This is a genomic window from Paenibacillus mendelii, from assembly GCF_024498075.1.
Taxonomy (GTDB): Bacteria; Bacillota; Bacilli; order Paenibacillales; family Paenibacillaceae; genus Paenibacillus_Z; species Paenibacillus_Z mendelii.
On record NZ_JANHOF010000003.1, the window covers coordinates 298,245 to 318,970 of the forward strand.

The following is a 20,726-nucleotide window of genomic DNA, read 5'->3' on the forward strand; positions in this document are numbered from 1 at the left end:
CACGCGCTGTAACGCCGAAAAGCGGCGTTACAGCGCGACGGGGCCAGGGCGCAGAAGGCTGTAAGACCGTTTTCCGGACTTACAGCTTCGAAAGTGAGGTCAGCAGCAGCTGATTCACGGCTGTAACGCCAGAAAGTGGCGTTACAGCACGGAAGGCCCCGGGCGCAGAAGGCTGTAAGACCGTTTTCCGGTCTTACAACGTCGAAAGCGAGGTCAGCAGCAGCTGATTCGATGCTGTAACGCCGGAAAGTGGCGTTACAGCTCGGAGAGCCCCGGGCGAAGGAGGCTGTAAGACCGTTTTCCGGTCTTACAGCGTCGAAAGCGAGGTCAGCAGCAGCTGATTCACGGCTGTAACGCCGGAAAGTGGCGTTACAGCTCGGAGAGCCCCGGGCGAAGGAGGCTGTAAGACCGTTTTCCGGACTTACAGCTTCGAAAGTGAGGTCAGCAGCAGCTGATTCACGGCTGTAACGCCAGAAAGTGGCGTTACAGCACGGAAGGCCCCGGGCGCAGAAGGCTGTAAGACCGTTTTCCGGTCTTACAACGTCGAAAGCGAGGTCAGCAGCAGCTGATTCGATGCTGTAACGCCGGAAAGTGGCGTTACAGCGCGGATGGCCCCGGGCGCAGAAGGCTGTAAGACCGTTTTCCGGTCTTACAGCGTCGAAAGCGAGGTCAGCAGCAGCTGATTCGATGCTGTAACGCCGGAAAGTGGCGTTACAGCTCGGAGAGCCCCGGGCGAAGAAGGCTGTAAGACCGTTTTCCGGTCTTACAGCACGAACATGGAGACCCCAGCCGCTACTCCAATGAATCTTCCCAGCTAAGGTCATATAGCGGGGTATCATACTCCCGCCCATGTATACGATTATTGATAACGAATGGCCGCTGGAAAAGTAGGCGCGATCCAAATCCCGTTGGACCAGGAATGCTACGGTCTGTGTCAGGTCATTACTCACGGGATTACGCTTCATCCGATGTAACTACCTGACGATTCTAAGCCAGCCATATGGTACTGCGCCAAGCCTTCTCTGACCTCACTTCGGTCGGGAGAAGGCTTTTTAGCTTGTGCGAGATAAACCCTCGCAGGCGGATATTCGAGAAAAGGCAAATAATCACCCCCCTCATGTCACGATTGTCTCCTTCATGGGAATCTCAATAATGAGTAATCTAGAAGAAGAGAACGGCACAGCCGCAAAACAAACCAAAGGAGACGGAGGGAACCGGCGATGGCCGAATATGTACTGGAACTGAATGGGATTACGAAGACCTTCCCGGGGGTCAAAGCGCTGGATAATGTCTACTTCAAATTGAAGCCGGGCGAGATTCATGCGCTCATGGGTGAGAACGGTGCAGGCAAATCAACCTTTATTAAGGTCATTACAGGCGTTCATCCAGCGGATGAGGGCGAAATGATTATGAACGGCGAGCGGGTGGAATTCAAAACCCCGAATGATTCGAAGCGGAGAGGCATTGCGGCGATTTATCAGCATGTCACAAACTATCCCGACTTGAACGTAACCGAAAATATATTTATGGGCCATGAGAAACTTCAAAAAGGCACGAAGCGCATTCTTTGGAAAGAGATGCACAAGGAAGCCGAACAACTCCTGAAGGAGCTGGGTGCAAGCTTCAGTCCGAAGACACAAATGGGCGCGCTCAGTGTAGCCGAGCAGCAGATTGTCGAAATTGCGAAGGCGCTTTCGGTAGATGCGAAAATCATCATCATGGACGAGCCGACTGCCGCGCTGACACGCCGCGAGAGCGAAGAGCTCTACCGGATAGCGGAGCGTCTCCGGGACAGAGGGGCATCGATTATTTTTATCTCGCACCGATTCGAGGACATGTACCGGCTCGCCACCAAGGTGACCGTGCTGCGCGACTCCAAATATATCGGTACCTGGGATGTGGATGCCATCTCGAACCACGATTTGATCGTTGCGATGGTTGGACGCGATATTACGCAGCTGTTTCCGAAGACGGACGCCGAGATCGGGGAAGAGCTGCTGCGAGTAGAAGGCCTTGGCAAGACAGGGTACTTTGCGGACATCTCCTTCTCTCTGCGCCGAGGCGAAATTCTAGGCTTGACCGGGCTGGTCGGTGCCGGAAGGACGGAGGTATGCCAGACCTTATTCGGCATCGAGCCGTATGATCGGGGAACAATCTATTTCAAAGGCAAAGAAGCCCGCATCAAGAAGCCGCTGGACGCCATGAATTATGGCATCGGCTATTTGCCGGAGGATCGTCAGAAGCAGGGGCTCGTGCTGGAATGGGGCATAGGACGCAACATTACGCTGCCCGCGCTCGAGAAGATCGCGCGCAAAGGGAGCATCAACACCGCCAAGGAAGCTGAAATTGCGAAGCGGCTGGCAGAGAAGGTCGGCGTCAAAGCGAAATCGATCTTTGATCTGGCAAGCTCATTATCTGGTGGCAACCAGCAGAAGGTCGTATTCGCGAAGCTGCTCACGGCCGACCTCGATGTCATTATTCTCGACGAGCCGACGAAAGGCGTCGATGTCGGCGCGAAATCGGCGATTTACGAGATTATTAGCGATCTGGCCAATCAAGGCTACGGCATCATCATGGTATCGTCCGAAATGCCGGAGATCATCGGCATGTGCGACCGGGTCGCCGTCATGCGGGAAGGCCGGATAACGGCATTCCTGGATCGCAAATCGATTACACAGGAAGCGATTCTCAAGGCATCCATGGCCGATGAAGCGCCTGTAGATTAAACAAGGTTAGAAGGTGAAATAAGATGGATGACAAAGGATCTACTATGGCTGCCGCTCTAGCAGGTGAGCCGCACGCGAATACGCCGAAGCCGTCGTTTAGCGCCAGCATCGCCAAATTCAGGGAGCTGGGCCTGCTCGTGTTTATTATACTGCTGTCGGTTGGCGTACAGCTTCGGAACCCCAGCTTTCTAACGTGGGAGAATATCAATGATATGGCAACGAATACGGCCATATTAAGCATACTGGCTGTCGGGATGATGTTTGTTATCATCACGCGGGGCATCGATTTGTCGATCGGGGCTACTTTAGCTCTTTCGGGCATGATTGCAGCGCTGACAGTCGGTGAATTTCCTGGCATGAATCCCATTCTGGCGATTCTGCTAGGCATGGGCGTCGGATTAGTATGCGGCATCGTGCTTGGTTTTCTAGTCGCCAAAATCGGGATCCTTCCGATCATTGCAACGCTAGGCATGATGAATGTCTTCCGCGGCCTGACTTATGTGGCAGGCGGAGGGAAGTGGGTAAGCGCGCATCAGATGCCGGCCAGCTTCAAAGACATGGCAACAGGCTCCATACTCGGCATTAATAATTTGATCTTCATCGCGCTCATCATCTATGTGATTGCCTACTACTTTGCGAATCATACCCGAACGGGGCGGCAAATCTATGCAGTTGGAAGCAATCCCGAGTCGGCTAAGATCAGCGGCATTAACACGGACAAAATATTATGGCTGGTTTACGCCATCATGGGCGGCTTATCGGGTCTTGCCGGCGTCCTCTGGGTTGCGAAATTCGCATCGGCTCAAGGCGACACGGCATCCGGCTACGAGCTGAGCGTCATTGCGGCATGTGTACTGGGAGGCGTTAGCATTGCAGGCGGCTCCGGTAAAATTTCCGGGATCATACTGGGCTCCGTGCTGCTTGGCATTATGAACAATGCGCTGCCGCTCATCAATGTATCGCCGTTCTGGCAAAATGGCATTCAAGGGGCCATCATTCTGATCGCCGTACTCGTGAATGCAATCGTTAAACGGGGCGTTGATCGCAATAATCTCATGAGGAGGAAGATCTGACGCTATGGATACGAGAATCATAACAAATAAACGGGATTTTTCCTTAAAAGGCTTCTTCCTCCAATGGGAATGGATGCTGGTCCTGATTTTCATCGGCGTGAACATAATGAATATGAGCTTGTCCGAATATTACTGGGATTATAATAACCTGCGGGATGCCACTATGAACTTCCTGGATAAAGCGTTCATTGTGCTGCCAATGGTGTTCATCATCATTCTGGGCGATATCGACATCTCCGTCGCATCCACAGTTGCATTATCCTCGGTCGTCATGGCCGATCTTTACAATATGGGCGTCCCCATGCCTCTGGCCGTCGTCATCTGCTTGGCGGTGGGTACGGTATGCGGATTTATCAACGGGCTGCTGGTCGTCAAGTACAAGGAATTATCCGCCGTTATCGTGACGCTGGCGACGATGATTATTTACCGCGGTATCGCCTATATCCTCCTTGAGGATCAGGCATCCGGTTCATTCCCCGACTGGTTCAGCTTCCTGGGTTGGGGTTATGTCGGATCGATTCCATTCATCCTGATTGTATTCGCTGTGTTCGCAATCTTGTTTGCCTTCCTGCTGCACAAGACGGTATTCGGACGCAGAGTGTATGCTATGGGCAATAATAGCACGGCGAGCTTCTTCTCAGGCATTCAGGTCGGCAAGGTTAAAATTATTGTCTTCACACTTACCGGCTTGATGGCCGGGGTCACGGCGCTCTTCCTCACTTCACGGATGGGGAGCACCAGACCTAACGTTGCCACGGGCTACGAGCTTGATGTTATTGCCATGGTCGTACTCGGCGGGATTAGTACCGCTGGAGGTAAGGGCCGCATGATTGGCGCGATTCTAGCCGTATTCTTGATTGGCTTTCTGCGATACGGACTTGGACTCGTGAATGTTCAAGCGCAAGTGCTGCTCATTATTATCGGCCTTCTGCTAATCTTCGCAGTTGCCGTACCTAAGCTGAAGTGGGGCAAGAACAAGCCTCGAAAGCTGACGTAAGGATACAGCCTCGCATTAGCGCGGATTGTATATAGACAACAAGCATGGACATAAAAAGGGAGGAACACAAAAGTGAAGAAATTTTTAGCAATCGGCTTGTCGATGGTTCTTATGCTAACGGTGCTCGCAGCATGCGGCAGCAACGACAATAAGACCACAGACAACGGTGCAGGCGGAAATGCAGGCAATGCGGGCACAGAGAAACAGAAGCACGCCATTATCTTTAAGAACACGGGCAATCCTTACGGTGAGAAAATGATGGAGGGCTTCAAGAAAGCGGTAGAGGAGCAGGGCAACGAAGCCATTCTGAAGGCGCCTGACCAACCGACGGCCGAAGCGCAAATTCAAATGATCGAAGAGCTGATTTCGCAAAAAGTAAACAGTATTACGATCGCAGGTAATGACCCGGATGCGCTGCAGCCGGCGCTGAAGAAAGCGATGAACGCGGGCATTAAAGTGCTCTCGCTGGATTCGGCCGTGAATACGGCAAGCCGTCAGGTTCATGTGAACCAGGCCGATCCGGAGCGCATTGGACGTACGCTGATCCAAGGCATCTCGGACATGATCGGCGGCGAAGGCCAAATCGCGGTTCTAAGCGCAACCTCGCAAGCAACGAACCAGAACATCTGGATCGATTGGATGAAGAAAGAGCTGGAAGACCCGAAATACAGCAAGATCGAACTCGTAAAAGTGGCTTACGGCGATGACCTGCGTGACAAGAGCGTATCCGAGACGGAAGCATTGCTGAAATCGTACCCGAACCTGAAGGGCATAATCGCGCCAACAACAGTTGGTATCGCAGCTGCAGGTAAAGTGTTAACGGATAAAGGCTTGAAAGGCAAAGTACAATTGACTGGCCTGGGTCTGCCAAGCGAAATGGCTGAATATATCACGAGCGGCGTTTCCCAATGGATGTACCTGTGGAACCCGATTGATGTCGGCTACGTAGCTGGCTTCACAGCTGATTCACTGGCGAAAGGCACAATCAAAGGCGAAGTCGGCGAGAAGTTTGCTGCTGGCGACCTTGGTGAGAAAGAAATCGTTGCAGACGGAGACGGCACGCAAATCATGCTTGGCGATCCGTTCAAATTCGATGCGGCTAACATCGCAGAATGGAAAGACGTATATTAATCCATTAGATTTGGAGCAGGAAGAATGATTCTGGAGAAGCGCTAGCGCTCGCCTTTGTTCCCGGATTACAACCTTTAACTTTGATTCAAGGTAAACCGGGAACAACAGCGATCGTAAGAACATTCTGCCTGCGCAGCAGGTGTAATTCTTATGACGTTATGAAACGGCAGAGCCAGCATAGGCACTGCTGTTTTTTTTGATAAACTTTTTGTAAATCGGTTATTGCCCGCGGAAGAAGCATTGCATAACAATCGGGAGTGAGCTATTATCAGCAAGAAACCAAATATCATGATGTAGACGACAGGAGAAGAGCTCCTGCAAGGTCTATGATAACGGAGGATGATGCGCAATGAAGCTGCCGATGGTTGCGGCCCATACAGGCTGCGGAACAGCACCGGACAATACGTGGGCTTCTTTTCTGGAGGGGATTCAGATGAATGCGGATATCGTTGAAATCGATATCAGGGTAACATCTGACGGCACCGCAATTCTGCTGCATGACGACTCGCCGTACCTAAGGGAGTATACGTACGAGCAGCTCAATCAAGCAGAATATCGTACGAAGCTTGATGCGATTTATGAGGAGCATGAGATCGTAAGGCTGGAGGATGTTCTCCGCTACATAGAGCCTTACGACACGAAATTGAATTTGGACGTGAAGGATGTGTCCGCCATTGATCCAACCATTGCTCTCGTTCAGCGATATCATGCGCAAGAGCGTATCTTTATCACGGGCTGCTCCGATGGGATCACGCAGCGATATCCAGATATTCAGGTCATGCTGAACACACCGGATGATCTGTCGCAGGAGGATCGCGAGGACTATGCTTCGTTCGCGTCCCGGGTATGCAGGGAAGCGGCGAATGGCTCATACTCCGGGCTCAATATGGCCTACGGGACATGCCAGGAGCGTGTGACAGAGATGGCAAGCGAGCTGAATTTAGCAGTTTGGGTCTATACGGTGAACCGGCGAGAGGACATGAAGCGTCTGATTAATTTGGGGGTGGATGCCATCACGACACGGAATCCAATCTTGCTCCAGGACATAATTAATAATTATTCATCTTAGAAATGGATTGACCGCCTGAAATAAATGTATTATGATGATCTCATTCGGAAAGCGCTTACCCCATGGTCACTCGCCGGAATGAAAGCGTTAACGTAATCTTCATATTTTTTTTATGGATTTTCTGGTAACGATACCATATGATTTGTGAGAGAGGAGATGAAGAGCGATTTGTACAGATCCACCCCGACGTTTATGCCGATCGTTGAATTCCATCACAAGAAGGTGATCCGTCAATAATGCTAACCGGAAAACTATGGAAACGCATTTTACTGCACCGCTATTTGTACATGATGCTGCTGCCTTGTCTGCTGTTCTTCATCATCTTCTCCTACATCCCGATGGGGGGGCTGATGCTGGCCTTCAAGGATTACAAATTCAATATGGGGATCACAGGGAGCCCTTGGATCGGGTTTGTGTACTTCGAAAGATTTTTTAATGACTATCAAAGTATGAATCTTATTAAAAACACCTTGATCATTAGCGGAATGAAGCTGTTCTTATACTTACCGTTCCCGATTATTCTCGCCTTAATGTTTAATGAAATTCGCGGCAAATTTTTCAGAAACATTGCCCAAAGCATCTCATATTTGCCTCATTTCCTATCCTGGGTCGTCGTTGTTGGGTTAGTACAGCGAGTGTTAGCTCCGGATACGGGGCTGCTCAATGAAACCATCGCAAATATGGGCGGAGATGGAAGCACCTATTTCTTAATGGAGCCGGATTACTTCTACCAAATCATGTTTGGCAGCCATGTATGGAAATCGATTGGCTGGGACTCGATTATCTATCTGGCGGCGATAGCGGGGATCAATCCCGATATGTACGAGGCGGCGCGAATGGATGGTGCCAGCAAGTGGCGTGAAATCTGGCATATTACCATCCCATCGATCATGCCTACGATTCTCATTCTATTCATTCTATCGCTTGGAAGCATTCTATCGGCAGGCTTCGATCAGCTGTACCTGCTGCGAACGCCGGGCAACATGCATTTATCGGATATATTGGACACCTACATCATTCGTGTAGGGCTGCAGGGCGGACAATACGGTTATGCAACCGCTGTCGGCTTGATGCAAGGACTTATCGGCTTTATTCTAGTCGTCCTGGCAAATCGGCTTTCCAGACGTATTTCAGACACCTCGGTATGGTAACGATACCATAAGCATAATGAACAGACCTTGGTGAGAGCGCTTAACTGGGCGTTATTCATAAAAAAACATTTGCAAAGGGGTATGTACATGGGGAAGAAAGGGTCAATTTATATTTCGGTGTTCCTTATTCTGGTGTTATTGCTTACGGCTTGCTCCAAGAACAATGAGCCGGCAAACGGTGGCACGGATGGAAACAATGGAACCAAAACCGAGAACGGGGAAAAGCCGACTGATGGAAAGCCCGCAACCTGGATCGCGGATCGCAAAATTAAAGGTCTTGTATTCATGGGCACGGATGATTACACAGAGGACATGAACGCGGAAATTAAACAAAAGCTCAAAGATATGACGGGCATTGAGCTGGAGCTCGAAATTATGAAAGCGGATCATTCGATCGACGGCTTGATTGCAGGGATTGCCTCCGGCGACCTGCCTGACTTTATCACCTTCTACTTAAACAACAGCGGCCGTCCAGAAATGTCGGTCATTCTGAAGGCAGCCCGTGAAGGCATGTTCACGGATTTGACGCCTCTGATGAAAGATACGAAGGTGTTCAGCAAATATTTGCAGGACGATTACCTTCCACTGGATACGAAATATGGCGTTATGTTCCGTCCCGAATTTAATGGCTCAAGCTATTTCGTTCACATGAACATCAATAGAGAAGGCGGAGCTACTACCCGCAAGTATGTAGGAGGTCCTTTCGTCCGCAAGGATATTGCAGATACACTCAAAGTCGATCCTCGTACGATTAAGACAAGCGAGCAGCTCTATGAATTGGCGAAGAAGATTAAAGACGGCGGATTTAAAGACACGAACGGCAACGCGGTATATCCGATCGGTCCTTCCTACTGGGGCGGAAAAGAAGTCAGTGCCTTGTATCCCGATCTATCGTGGGGAGCCAGCGATCAGCGCATAAAGCCTGATAAAGACGGCAAATGGCTGCACGAGGCTCAAACCGAGTTTGCCATGAAACGCATCGAGTTCGTACAGAAGCTGTTGAAAGAAAAGCTCATTCATCCGGAGTTCTTTACCGTGGATGAGAGCCGTGCAACGGAAGCCGCTTTAAACGGAACGTCCGCGATTATCGGCGACATGCACAACTATCAAGAATTTAACAATGACATGCATTACCTCCCGATCGGCCCGCTTGATAATGCCGACTCTCCTTACCAGATGCAGGTTGATTTCAAATCGGGCTATTCCGGCTGGGCGATTCCGTCCACGACGAAAAATCCGGAAGAAATCGTGAAGTTTGCCGATTTCTTAGCCAGCCGCGAAGGTAAATTGCTGTGGCAGTATGGTCTTGAAGGCCGCGACTACACGCTGGATGAGAAAGGCAATCCGAAGGTGAAGCAGGAAGTGCTGGATCTGAAAGTTAGTGATCCGAACGCAGCGAAGAAGCTCGGTTTTGCTGGTGTGAGCAATTCCTTTGGCGAGCTGCTGGGTGGTACCGATATCGACCGCATGGCCGACTTTGGCGAGATGGAATATGGTGAATCTGTTCATCCCGAAGTTCTGGCAGGTGCGAACGGAATCATTGATTACTTTGACTGGGACGGCAAACGCAAGGATGCCAAGATCAATGACGGTTACCCGCCGCTTTCCTTCCTGGGCGAATTTGACCGTGGTACCGAGCTTAAGACTGCTTTCGATAACTACAATGACAGCTTGACTCGCGCTTACTATACGAAGAATCTGGACGAAGCCAAGAAAGTGATGGACTCCGCTCTGAAGCAGATGCAAGCTGCAGGGCTGGACGATTACTTGAAGCTTCTGGAACAGAAGAACGCGGATGAGAAGACGAGAGTGAAATACTAATACGTTAGTGTCCAGATCATTCGTTCATGTTATGTGGCCGGTTTTATTCAAGAGGGGTGAAACCGGCCCCTCATAAGGAGCGGGAGGGGGAGACCGGGTGGGAAAAGAATTTTACAAACTGTCGGCGGGAGAGAAGATTTTCAAGATCGTCATTTATTTGCTGATCATCGGCTTGTGCTTGTCGATTATTCTTCCTTTCATGAACATATTAGCCCTTTCCTTTAATGCCGGCAAAGATGCCGAGCGGGGCGGAATCTATTTCTGGCCAAGGGCATGGTCGACGGAGAACTTCAAAGAAGTGTTCATGTCTGCGAATGTAGGAACGGCATTTGGTATTTCGATATTCCGAACCGTCGTTGGTACGGTGGCGAGCGTATTTTTGACGGCGATGGCGGCTTATGCGCTGAAAGGGAAAACATTGCCGGGCGTGAAGTTTTTTACGCTCCTTATTTTCTTCACCATGCTGTTCAGCGGGGGAATCATTCCTTACTATATGCTGCTGAAGTCGCTCAATTTGACCAATACGATATGGGTTTACGTAATCCCAACCTTGTACAGCGCCTGGAATTTGATCATTATGCGGACGTTCTTCCAGCAGATCCACCCCAGTCTCGAGGAATCGGCTCGAATTGACGGTTATAATGATTTCTCCATCTTTATGCGGATCATCATGCCGCTCAGCCGCCCGGTTGTCGCGGTGATCGCCTTATTCAATGCCGTGAGTCATTGGAATGATTGGTTCACGGGTGCATTCTACGTGCGTTCATCCAATCTGCGGCCATTATCGACATTATTGCAAGAAATGCTGATGCAGGCAGAAGCGATGAGAGATACACTAGCGCAGGCGGCAGGCGCCAACTATGACGCCCTGGAGAAGATTCAGGTGACGGGCAACTCGCTGAAAATGGCTACCATCGTAATCGTAGTCACTCCGATCATACTTATTTATCCATTTATACAGAAATATTTTGCCAAAGGCGTTATGATTGGATCATTGAAGGAATAACGACGGGAAAGAGGTATGTTGACGATGGAAATCAAGAACCCTTACGACAAAACGGGACAATGGCTAAGAGGGGCATTTCATAACCATACCTCGAACAGCGACGGTTGGTTTCCACTTGAAACGGTGTATAAAATGTATGCCGAATATGATTTTCTGGGGATATCGGACCATGATTTGATTACGAAGCATGAAGGGATGCGGCGGATTCCTACCGTTTTCGAAGCGATCGAGGTGAGCAGCAAGCAGACGCACATGCTTCTCGTTAATCCGCCGCATTCGATCATGACGGATTATTCGAATGAATTTACGATAGAGAATTATCAGCGTTTAACCGATCGAACCGTGGAAAATGGCGGATTTTCGGTACTTGTTCATCCAAATCGATATTTTTCTAATTACTGGAACGTCGAAGATATGCTAAAGTTGGAAAGGTACATCGGTATCGAGGTCTATAACGGAGACGGCAATCCGGAATACGATATCGCTTTCGATAAATGGGATGCTCTCCTATCCGCCGGGCGCAAGGTATGGGGCTTCGGCAACGATGATTCCCATGTCTATGGGCAGGAAAAGCGGGTATGGAATATGGTGCTTGCAGCGGATAATTCGAATGAAGCGATCACGGCCGCTATTAAGGACGGCAGCTTTTATGTATCGACCGGCTTCGGGTTCGAAGCGATTCGGACAGAAGGCAACCGAATTATTGCGGATCTCCGTTCGAATGCATTGCTGGATGGAATGTATAAATACGCAACGTTATTCGGTAAAGATGGAAGAGTGCTTAAGGAAGTTACCGGCCGATTCAAGCAAATCGAGTATGAATGCGCAGGGGATGAGGAATACGTGCGTATTTCGGTCTATCTTGAAGGGGGCTTCGGGGCCTTTTCCCAGCCGTTATTTATCGGTTGATCCCACTATTGACCAAGATAGCAGCTAGACTAAACACGGCGGAAGAGTCGTAGAGAATGAAGGTCAGGTGATAGACATGGCGGTAAAGATTAAGGATGTTGCCGAGAGGGCCGGCGTTTCCGTAACGACCGTTTCACGGGTGCTGAACGGGGAGAAATACGTAAAGGACGAACTGAAAGAGCGAGTGAATCAGGCTATTGCTGAACTGGGCTACTCCCCCAGCCAAATCGCGCGCAGCCTGGTGCGGAAAAAAACGAACCTCATCGGCGTCATCGTGCCGGATCTGACCTCCAGCTTTTACTCGACGATCTTAAGCAGCATTGAAGAGACGGCAAGCTCGAATGACTACAATCTTCTGGTGTGCAATATCATCGAAGATATCGATAAAGAAACCAAGTATTTGAACGTATTCAAAGAGATGCGCGTAGAAGGCATTATTATTATGCATGAGAAAATCAACCCCGAAATACGAAACTTCATTAATACGATTCAAACTCCGGTCGTTTTTTCAAGCGTCAAGCCGGCCGACCAGAATTTCATATCTGTCATTATTGACGATTACAAAGGTGCGTACGATGCGACAGCTTATTTGATCAAGCTTGGTCATGAGAGAATCGGCTTCATCGGCGGCGATATGAGAGACGTTACTTCAGGTCAGAACCGTTATACGGGTTACCGGAACGCGCTTTCCGACCATGGGGTCAAAATGATCTACGAGTTAATCCGTTTTGGCGATTATAAGGTGAACAGCGGTTATCAATTGATGGGTGAGCTGCTGGATGGCCTTAATCCGCCGACGGCTATCTTTGCCGTGAGCGATGACATGGCGCTAGGTGCGATGAATTGCATTCATGACCGGGGATTGAAGGTTCCGGATGATATCTCGGTTATTGGATTCGATGGCAGCCAATTGACGGAGCTCGTTCGTCCACGGCTTACCTCGATGGAGCAGCCGATCCATGACATGGGCCGGGTGACGGTGGAGACGATTATGAAGCTGATTGCAGGAACGTATCGGGCTGACGGGGATGTTATTATGGATCATCGTCTGGTCATTCGCGACAGCTGCAGGGCTTTAACGAACGAATAGGTTATTTCAACATAAGTATCGGGCAGAGAAGAGGAGAATGCTTTGAAAAAATTCGATGCGATTGTCATAGGGGATGTGAATATTGATTTGGTCGTTGTTGGCTATGATCAGCCACCGCTCCCGGGGCAGGAAGTATTCGTTGATAACATGATGACACATCTTGGCGGGGGAGCAGCCCTATTCAGTCTGTCTCTCGCCAAGCTTGGCTTGAAGCTTGCGTTTAATGGAATTTTGGGCGACGACTACTATGGGCGCTTTCTGATGGGTGAATTTGAGCGATATGGTATCGATACCAGTTATATCAAACGGAGTCAAACGACGAACACGGGGATATCCATTGCCCTTCATCCCGAGAAGGACCGCTCTTTCATAACCTATGCGGGATCGAACGCGGAGCTGAGCTTGAGGCAGCTTGATCGGGATAGCGTAGAGCAAGCACGCCACGTCCATCTGACATGCTATAAGGGAAGTGCGAATCACGCCGAATTCATCGAAACGGTGATGGAGCTGAAGAAGCTGGGCGTCACGCTTTCCTTCGATACAGGTTGGGACGACACCGGAGAATGGTATCCGGGTATCCTCGACTTGGCGGCTCAAATCGACGTCTTCTTCATGAATGAGACGGAAGCGATGCATTATACCCGGTGCGCCACCGTGGATGACGCGATAGCCCTTCTGGCTAAGCATGGCAAGCATGTCGTCGTGAAGCTCGGCTCCAAGGGCGCGATGGCCATTGTGGATGGCAAACAGGTATTCCACCCTGGTTTTCGAGTGGAAGCAAAAGATACCACAGGAGCCGGAGATTCCTTTAATGCAGGTTATGTATATGGTTATTTGATGGGCATGGAGCCGGCGGAATGCCTTGTATATGGCAATGCGTGCGGTGCCCTGTCTGTAAGCGCATATGGCGGAAGCACGGGAACGATGGATCACGGGGCGATGCTGCGGTTTATTGCCGAGCAAACGGCTGCCGCTGCGGTCCAATGGGAGGCTAGAGGATGAAAAAACTAACTTTGATCGGCGGGGGCGGCGTAAGAGCCGTCCTCTTTACGAAGAGCTTGACGCTCAAAGCGGAAGAGGCAGGAATTACGGATCTGGTGCTGCATGATACCGATGAAGAGCAGTTGAACATTATCGGACAATTGTGCCGGATCGTCATTACTCAGAGCGGCATTAATCTGCGTCTTCATTTATCGACAGATATTCGAGCAGCGCTGACAGGCGCGGACTATATCGTGACGACGATCCGCGTCGGCAAGGAGCTTTCCCGTTACACGGACGAGCAGATCGCCTTGAACAGCGGCGTGATTGGCCAGGAAACGACCGGACCGGCCGGCTTCTCTATGGCGATTCGCACCATTCCCGTTCTGATGGACTATTGCGAGCTGGCTAAAGAGCTCGCTCCGCAGGCATGGATTTTCAATTTCTCCAACCCGTCGGGGCTCGTTACCCAAGCGCTGCGCAGCGCGGGATATGACCGTGTGATCGGCATTTGCGACACGCCAAGCCATACGAAGCTGCGCATGGCGGAAGCGATGGGCGTCGATCCAAAGGAATTATACGTTGAATTCTTCGGCCTGAATCATCTGTCATGGGTGAGCAAGGTCATGTATAAAGGTGACAATATCTTGGAACAGCTGAAGAACGATGCCTCATTCGTGGCGAAAGTGGACGAGTTCAAGATGTTTGACACTGACCTGCTCCGGGCCTTGCCGTATCTTCCAAACGAATATCTCTATTATTATTACCATCGTGAACGCGCAATCGATAATATCGTCAAATCCGGCATGACCCGCGGCCAAATGATCGCTCAGAACAACAAAGATATGATAGCGGCATTGAAAGAGATCGACATCGATGCGAACCCTAAGCAAGCTCTGCAGATCTATCTCTATTACACGCAAAAACGCGAAGCTTCCTACATGGCAATTGAAACGAATTCCGGCTCAAAGCCGCTGCCGCAGGAGCTGGAGCTTCCGAATTCGCTCGGTTATGCCGGCGTTATGCTTGACTTCGTTGCATCGCTGCAAACGGGCAAGCGCAGCGACATCGTCCTGAACGTGCCGAATGCAGGCAGCATAGCGGGATTCGAGGATGATGATGTCGTGGAGGTTTCTTGCGAAATAACCGAGCAGGGCGCGCAGCCGGTGAAGATCGGTGAGGTGCCTGAGAATATGTACCTGCTCATGAAAGGCGTGAAGCGGTTCGAGCGACTGACCGTAGATGCCGTGCGGCATCAGTCCCGGGAATTAGCGGTCGAGGCGCTCATGGTGCACCCGCTCGTCAATTCCTATTCCATTGCGAAGCGCCTCGTTGACGACTACATGAAGGCGTACCGGGATCTCTTGGGAGAGTGGAACTAAATGGCACATAATCGGATGCACGCCAAGCTTGCCAAGCTGAAGAAGGACTGTCCGGAGAGCTATTGGGGTAAGCGCATATTGGCTCAATTGGAATATGCGAACCGGGTTTCCCTTGCAGAGGATCATAAGTTTGATGTGCTGATTGAGGAGGCCGCCGACTATCTGGGGAGACGATTGAAGGCCGATGGCGCGATTGGACAATCGGCGGTAAGTGAAGCGGAGCAGATGCTGGCCGGAATAGCGGCCGAAGCCAAGTCTTATGAGCTGATATGTGCAGCGCATGCACATATCGACATGAACTTCTTGTGGGGATGGGATGAGACGGTTTCCGCAACCCTGAACACGTTCCGTACGATGCTTGACCTGCTGAAAGAATACCCGGACTTCATCTTCTCGCAATCCCAAGCTGCCGCGTACCAGATTGTAGAGAAATACGATCCGGAGATGCTCGAAGAAATTCAGGCGAGCGTGCGGGAGGGGCGCTGGGAGGTTACGGCTTCGACTTGGGTCGAGGCTGACAAGAATATGCCCAACGGCGAGAGCATGGTACGCCAATTTCTATATGCCAAGCAATATTTGGCCGGTCTCTTCAACCTGGATCCAGGCAGCCTGCAAATCGACTTCGAGCCGGATACGTTCGGCCACGGAGCTAACGTGCCGGAGACGCTGTATCATGCCGGCGTCAAATACTACTATTACTGCCGGGGCCACAATAATGAAGGCCATCACCTGTACCGCTGGGTCGCGCCTTCCGGACGCTCGGTCATTGCCTACAAGGAGCCGCACTGGTACGATTCCCGCATCGAGCCGGAGATGGTGCTGACCGTGCCTGCATTTTGCAAGCAAACGGGCATGAAGTCGATGATGAAGGTGTACGGCGTCGGCGATCATGGAGGCGGACCGACGCGAAGGGACATCGAGCGTGTGCTTGACATGCAGACGTGGCCGATCTTCCCGTCGATCCGTTTTGGCAAATATGCCGATTATTTTGCGTTGACCGATCAGGTGGCGGATCAGCTGCCTGTCGTTTCGAACGAGCTCAACTTTATTTTCACCGGCTGCTACAGCTCGGAAGCCAGACTAAAGAAGGCCAATCGCGTATCGGAGAACCTGCTGAACGAAGCAGAAGCGTTCTCGAGCGCAGCCTCTCTGTGGGCGTCGGCACCGTATTACGGCAAGGACCTGGAGGATGCCTGGCGCAAGACGCTGTTCAACCAGTTCCACGATATCCTGCCTGGGACGGGGATTCCGGAAACAAGGGACCATGCGCTCGGAATGTCACAGGAAATTGCGGCGATGGCCAACACCAAGCGGAGCGCGGCGCTCCGCAAGCTCGCTTCCCGAATCGATACGTCTGCCTACGCGGTCGATAATGAGAATATTAAAGACAGTATCTCCGAAGGTGCTGGGGCAGGTGTCGGTGTCATGCACCTATCCCGGACCGGCGAGAGCGACAGAGGCCGCGGCAAGACGCGGATTTTTCATCTGTTCAATAGCGCATCCGCGGAACGCAAGGAAATCATCGAGCTCATTCTATGGGACTGGAATGGCGATTTGCGCAATATTGTATTCCAGGATGATGAAGGGCAGCAGGTCGATTATCAATTCGTTGACCGCGGCTTCGAGGAGCACTGGGGCCACTTCTTCCTGCGCGTATTGCTGCCGGTAACTGTGCCTGCGATGGGCTACGCAACGTATGTCATGACCGAGAAGGACGGCGATATGGGCGTCCTGGCAGCGGACGATTATTACTTGACGGGACAGAACCTTCCGCCGGAGGAGACGTACTCGTTCGTGCTGGAGAACGAGCATGTGAGGGCTGTACTGGATACACAGCGGCTGACTCTCGTCTCTTTGGTTGATAAAACAGACGGTACGGAGCTTCTGGATCAAGGCGGGTCTGGGGCACTGTTTAGGCTGATTGAGGAAGATTCGCATCAAGGCGGCGGCAACGCATGGCTGGTCGGGCGCTATCGTAAGGTAGAAAGCTTGATCGAGGGCGTGCACGTGGAACGAATCGACTTGGGCCCTGATCGGCTGCGTCAATCGATTATGTTCAGCATGTCTTTCCGAAGCTCGAAGCTGAAGGTAACCGTATCGCTCGACCGCGGCAGTCGAAGGCTTGACTTCGCAGCAGAGTGCGACTGGCATGAATACGGGAAGAATCATGCATTCACGCCGCAGCTGCAGTTCATTCTGCCGCTCAGCTATGAATGCGAACGTTATAAGTATGATACGGCATTCGGAACGATTGAGCGGGCGGCAATGGAGCTGGACGTCCCTGCGAACAGCTGGGCAACGGGGCTTCCGCGACAGGAGATGGGGGCTGACAAGAAGGCTGTCACGCTCGTCACAGACAGCAAATACGGATTCCGCGGAACGGGGCATTCGTTAGCGGTCACCCTGCTGCGCGGCTCGTACAGTCCGGATCCTTACCCGGATACAGGGATCCAACGATTCACGATGGGGGTTTGCATTGGCGATCCCTGCGATAATCAGGCTCTGATTGAACAGGCCTACAATTACAACCATCCCATGATTCCGATATCGGTGGCAGCCGGTCCTGGGGAATGGCCGGCGAGACAAAGCTTCTTCCGGTTGGATGAAGGCACAGCTGCGGTTTCTGCCATTAAGATGCCTGAAGACGGGGTGTTGCCCAAACGATGGATCGTTCGGGTGTATGAGACGGCAGGTAGGGAAACGCAGGTTGCCCTATCACTGTTTCGCAGTATTCGGGCTGCTTATTTCGTCGATACTCTGGAGCGTTCTACGAATGAGGGGGTCGTCGATATACTAGACTCACAGCTCCGTTTTTCATTACCCGCTAATCAGGTAGCGAGCCTCTGCATCGAGTTTCACTAGAAGTAGTTCGTTTACGATCACTGTCGGAGAGGATGAGGTTGCATGGGGAACGATTTGAAATTTAACCCGGAGGGATCTTTCACGATCGTACAATTTACCGATATGCATATCGGCAGTGAGGAAGACCAAGCAGAGGATGCGAAGACCCGTGAGCTGGTGCTCCGGATTATTGAAGCCGAGCGTCCGGATCTCATTGTTCTGACCGGCGATATGATTTGGAGCCACGGTGTCCCCGATCCTGCTGCTTCCTTCCGTAGAGCGATCGCCCCTGTTGCCGCGTCGGGCATTCCATGGGCGGCTGTGTACGGCAATCATGATTCAGAAGGGGACGTTACGAGAGAGGAATTGCTTGCGATTCAGCAGGAGAGTGCAACCTGCTTGACGCAAGCCGGGCCCGGGCCGCTCAGCGGGGTTGGCAACTTCGTGCTGACGGTGAAGGACCGTACCGGCGAGGACGCCGCAGCTTTCTATTTCTTAGATTCCGGTGCGGTGGCACCGGAGCATGTCGGCGGGTACGAATGGATTCATACGGATCAAGTTCATTGGTATACGGAGCAGTCCCGTCGGCTCAGCCGGCGCAAAAGCGGACCGCTGCCTGCCCTCGGATTCTTCCATATCCCGCTGCAGGAGTATGCAGACGTATGGAGCAAGGGAACCGTATCCGGTCAGAAGTTTGAGAACGTCGAAGCAGCAAAGATCAATTCCGGCCTGTTCAGCGCCATGGTCGAGATGGGCGATATGATGGGCACTTTCGTCGGCCACGATCACGATAACGATTACTGCGGGACGCTCCATGGCATTCAGCTCTGTTATGGACGCGTAACCGGATATAATACTTACGGCAGGCTGAAGCGAGGCGCCCGTGTTATTCGGCTAACGGAGGGGAAGCGGGAGTTCGACACCTGGATCCGTGAGGACGATGGGATGGTTGTAAGGTGAAGATAGAAGCAGGATGGTTAGCAGAAGCACAGGTTATCATCGTTCCTTTATTCAAAGAGAGTTTGGACAACGCGGGCTCTTACCCGGGGCCAGCCTTGGAGCTTCTGAACCGGTATGAAATCCGGCCTTCCATGGTGGAGAAGAATGCAGTAACCTGGTTGTTCGGCGAGCGGGGAAAACCGGACACGCTGCTGCTCGGGCTGGGTGAAGCGCAGGCCTATCATCCGGAGCGAATTCGTGAAGCGGCTGGAACCGCCGGACGGGCGGTGCGCAAGGAAGGGCGTTCAACCGCGAACGTCTCGTTCGCAGCGCTGCAGCCTTATGGCGGGTATGCGGGTGGAACGTCGCTTGCCGGGCTTGCGGCAGCTTGGACGGAAGGCTGGCTGCTTGGAAGCTATGAATATGACGCTTACAAGTCGAAGTCCGTTCCTAGAATCGAAACGGATGTTTATTTGAACGAAGAAGTTGGCGGGGATCCGTTGGCTTCCGCGATTCAGCTCGGGCGAATCCGTGCAGAAGGAACGCTGCTCGCCAGAGAGCTTGCGAATGAACCCCCAAGCGTGCTCTACCCCGCTTCGCTCGCTAGCCGGGTGAAGGAGAGATTCAGCGGAACGGCAGTTGAGGTGAAGGTGTATGAAGGCGAAGAGCTCGAGCGGCTTCAGATGGCCGGTCTCCTCGCTGTCGGACGCGGGAGCAAGCATGCGCCGGCCTTTCTGGAGCTCCGCTATCAGACGGATGATTCTCTGCCGCTGATCGCCCTGGTCGGCAAGGGGATCACCTTCGACACCGGCGGCATTAGCTTGAAGCGGGACAACAATATTAGTGACATGCGGATGGATATGGCTGGGGGTGCGGCGGTGATCGGCGCCCTCGACATGATCGCCAGAAGCGGGATGAAGGCGAATGTGGCTGTACTTATTCCGGCAGCAGAGAATGCGATTGGCAAGGACGCGCTGCTGCCCGGCGAAATTCTCCGCTATGCGAACGGCGTGTCGGTACAGGTCGGCAATACGGATGCGGAAGGGCGTCTTGTGCTGGCGGATGCGCTGATTCATGCCAAGCGGATCGGGGCGCATGAGGTGATCGACATGGCGACGCTCACCTATTCCGTGGTTGGCGCGCTCGGCTCGAGGATCGCCGGCATCTGGGGGGACGAAGCATTAGCGCGGACGCTATGCGAGATCGGGAGCAGCGTAGGCGAGAAGCTGTGGATCATGCCGCTTGCAGAAGAATACGTCACGTATTTGGACAGCGATTGCGCCGATTCCAGCAATATTAGCCGGGTTGGGGAAGCCGGAGCGATCGTAGCGGCTTTATTCCTGCGGAAATTCGTCGATCCGTCCATGCGTTGGGCGCATATCGATATGGCTGGCTTGAAGGAATCTTCCTCAGCGAGGGGTTATATTGTTCCAGGTGCGACGGGTTTTGGCGCCAGGCTGCTTGCGGGACTTGTGGCAGAGCGTATGAATCACGGTGATTTCGGCGTGTAACAGTGGATGGTTCCATCGAAGCATGTCCATGTATCATTGTGTGGTGTTTATGAGAATATGGCCGTAAATGCAAGTAGAGCCTCCCTGAAAGGATCAGGG

Annotated in this window: 15 protein-coding genes; all 15 read left to right on the top strand. The window is 51.9% G+C overall.

The features are described 5' to 3' along the window. Positions 1-1,220: 1,220 nt before the first annotated feature. The 15 genes from NNL21_RS12090 (at position 1,221) to NNL21_RS12160 (ending at position 20,627) form a co-directional block, all read left to right on the top strand. Positions 1,221-2,726, top strand: coding sequence for a sugar ABC transporter ATP-binding protein (locus NNL21_RS12090; protein ID WP_204819235.1), 1,506 nt, complete (start codon positions 1,221-1,223; stop codon positions 2,724-2,726). A 23-nt stretch (positions 2,727-2,749) separates the two neighbouring features. Next, positions 2,750-3,799 (top strand): ABC transporter permease, encoded by a 1,050-nt coding sequence (locus NNL21_RS12095; RefSeq protein WP_204819236.1) that lies wholly within the window; start codon positions 2,750-2,752, stop codon positions 3,797-3,799. 4 nt (positions 3,800-3,803) lie between these two features. Further along, a complete protein-coding gene (locus NNL21_RS12100; protein WP_204819237.1) occupies positions 3,804-4,796 on the top strand; it encodes an ABC transporter permease in 993 nt (330 codons plus the stop codon). Between the two features lie 72 nt (positions 4,797-4,868). Next, the gene (rhaS, locus tag NNL21_RS12105) at positions 4,869-5,927 is read left to right on the top strand and encodes a rhamnose ABC transporter substrate-binding protein (RefSeq protein ID WP_256555186.1); all 1,059 of its coding nucleotides are present in this window, start codon (positions 4,869-4,871) and stop codon (positions 5,925-5,927) included. 349 nt (positions 5,928-6,276) lie between these two features. Continuing rightward, positions 6,277-6,996 carry a glycerophosphodiester phosphodiesterase gene (locus NNL21_RS12110; RefSeq protein WP_204819238.1) on the top strand — a complete coding sequence of 240 codons (720 nt, stop codon included), beginning with the start codon at positions 6,277-6,279 and terminating at the stop codon, positions 6,994-6,996. Positions 6,997-7,232: 236 nt separating this feature from the next. Continuing rightward, positions 7,233-8,147 carry an ABC transporter permease gene (locus tag NNL21_RS12115; RefSeq protein WP_256555187.1) on the top strand — a complete coding sequence of 305 codons (915 nt, stop codon included), beginning with the start codon at positions 7,233-7,235 and terminating at the stop codon, positions 8,145-8,147. An 87-nt stretch (positions 8,148-8,234) separates the two neighbouring features. After that, entirely contained in the window at positions 8,235-9,968 is a 1,734-nt protein-coding gene (locus NNL21_RS12120) for an extracellular solute-binding protein (protein WP_204819239.1), read from the top strand. A 97-nt stretch (positions 9,969-10,065) separates the two neighbouring features. Next, positions 10,066-10,974 carry a carbohydrate ABC transporter permease gene (locus tag NNL21_RS12125; RefSeq protein ID WP_256555188.1) on the top strand — a complete coding sequence of 303 codons (909 nt, stop codon included), beginning with the start codon at positions 10,066-10,068 and terminating at the stop codon, positions 10,972-10,974. 24 nt (positions 10,975-10,998) lie between these two features. Continuing rightward, positions 10,999-11,883: a CehA/McbA family metallohydrolase domain-containing protein gene (locus NNL21_RS12130; protein ID WP_204819240.1), complete on the top strand. Its 885-nt coding sequence runs from the start codon at positions 10,999-11,001 to the stop codon at positions 11,881-11,883. Between the two features lie 76 nt (positions 11,884-11,959). Further along, entirely contained in the window at positions 11,960-12,973 is a 1,014-nt protein-coding gene (locus NNL21_RS12135) for a LacI family DNA-binding transcriptional regulator (protein WP_204819241.1), read from the top strand. A 42-nt stretch (positions 12,974-13,015) separates the two neighbouring features. After that, positions 13,016-13,975 carry a carbohydrate kinase family protein gene (locus tag NNL21_RS12140; protein WP_204819242.1) on the top strand — a complete coding sequence of 320 codons (960 nt, stop codon included), beginning with the start codon at positions 13,016-13,018 and terminating at the stop codon, positions 13,973-13,975. Then, positions 13,972-15,336: a family 4 glycosyl hydrolase gene (locus tag NNL21_RS12145; RefSeq protein WP_204819243.1), complete on the top strand. Its 1,365-nt coding sequence runs from the start codon at positions 13,972-13,974 to the stop codon at positions 15,334-15,336. Before NNL21_RS12140 ends, NNL21_RS12145 begins: the two co-directional genes overlap by 4 nt. Further along, entirely contained in the window at positions 15,337-18,198 is a 2,862-nt protein-coding gene (locus NNL21_RS12150; RefSeq protein WP_204819244.1) for an alpha-mannosidase, read from the top strand. It begins immediately after the preceding gene. 42 nt (positions 18,199-18,240) lie between these two features. Beyond that, positions 18,241-19,137 (top strand): metallophosphoesterase family protein, encoded by an 897-nt coding sequence (locus NNL21_RS12155; RefSeq protein WP_204819245.1) that lies wholly within the window; start codon positions 18,241-18,243, stop codon positions 19,135-19,137. After that, on the top strand, positions 19,134-20,627 hold the full coding sequence (locus tag NNL21_RS12160) for a leucyl aminopeptidase family protein (RefSeq protein WP_256555189.1): 1,494 nt from the start codon (positions 19,134-19,136) through the stop codon (positions 20,625-20,627). The genes NNL21_RS12155 and NNL21_RS12160 overlap by 4 nt, the downstream gene beginning before the upstream one ends. Positions 20,628-20,726: the final 99 nt, after the last annotated feature.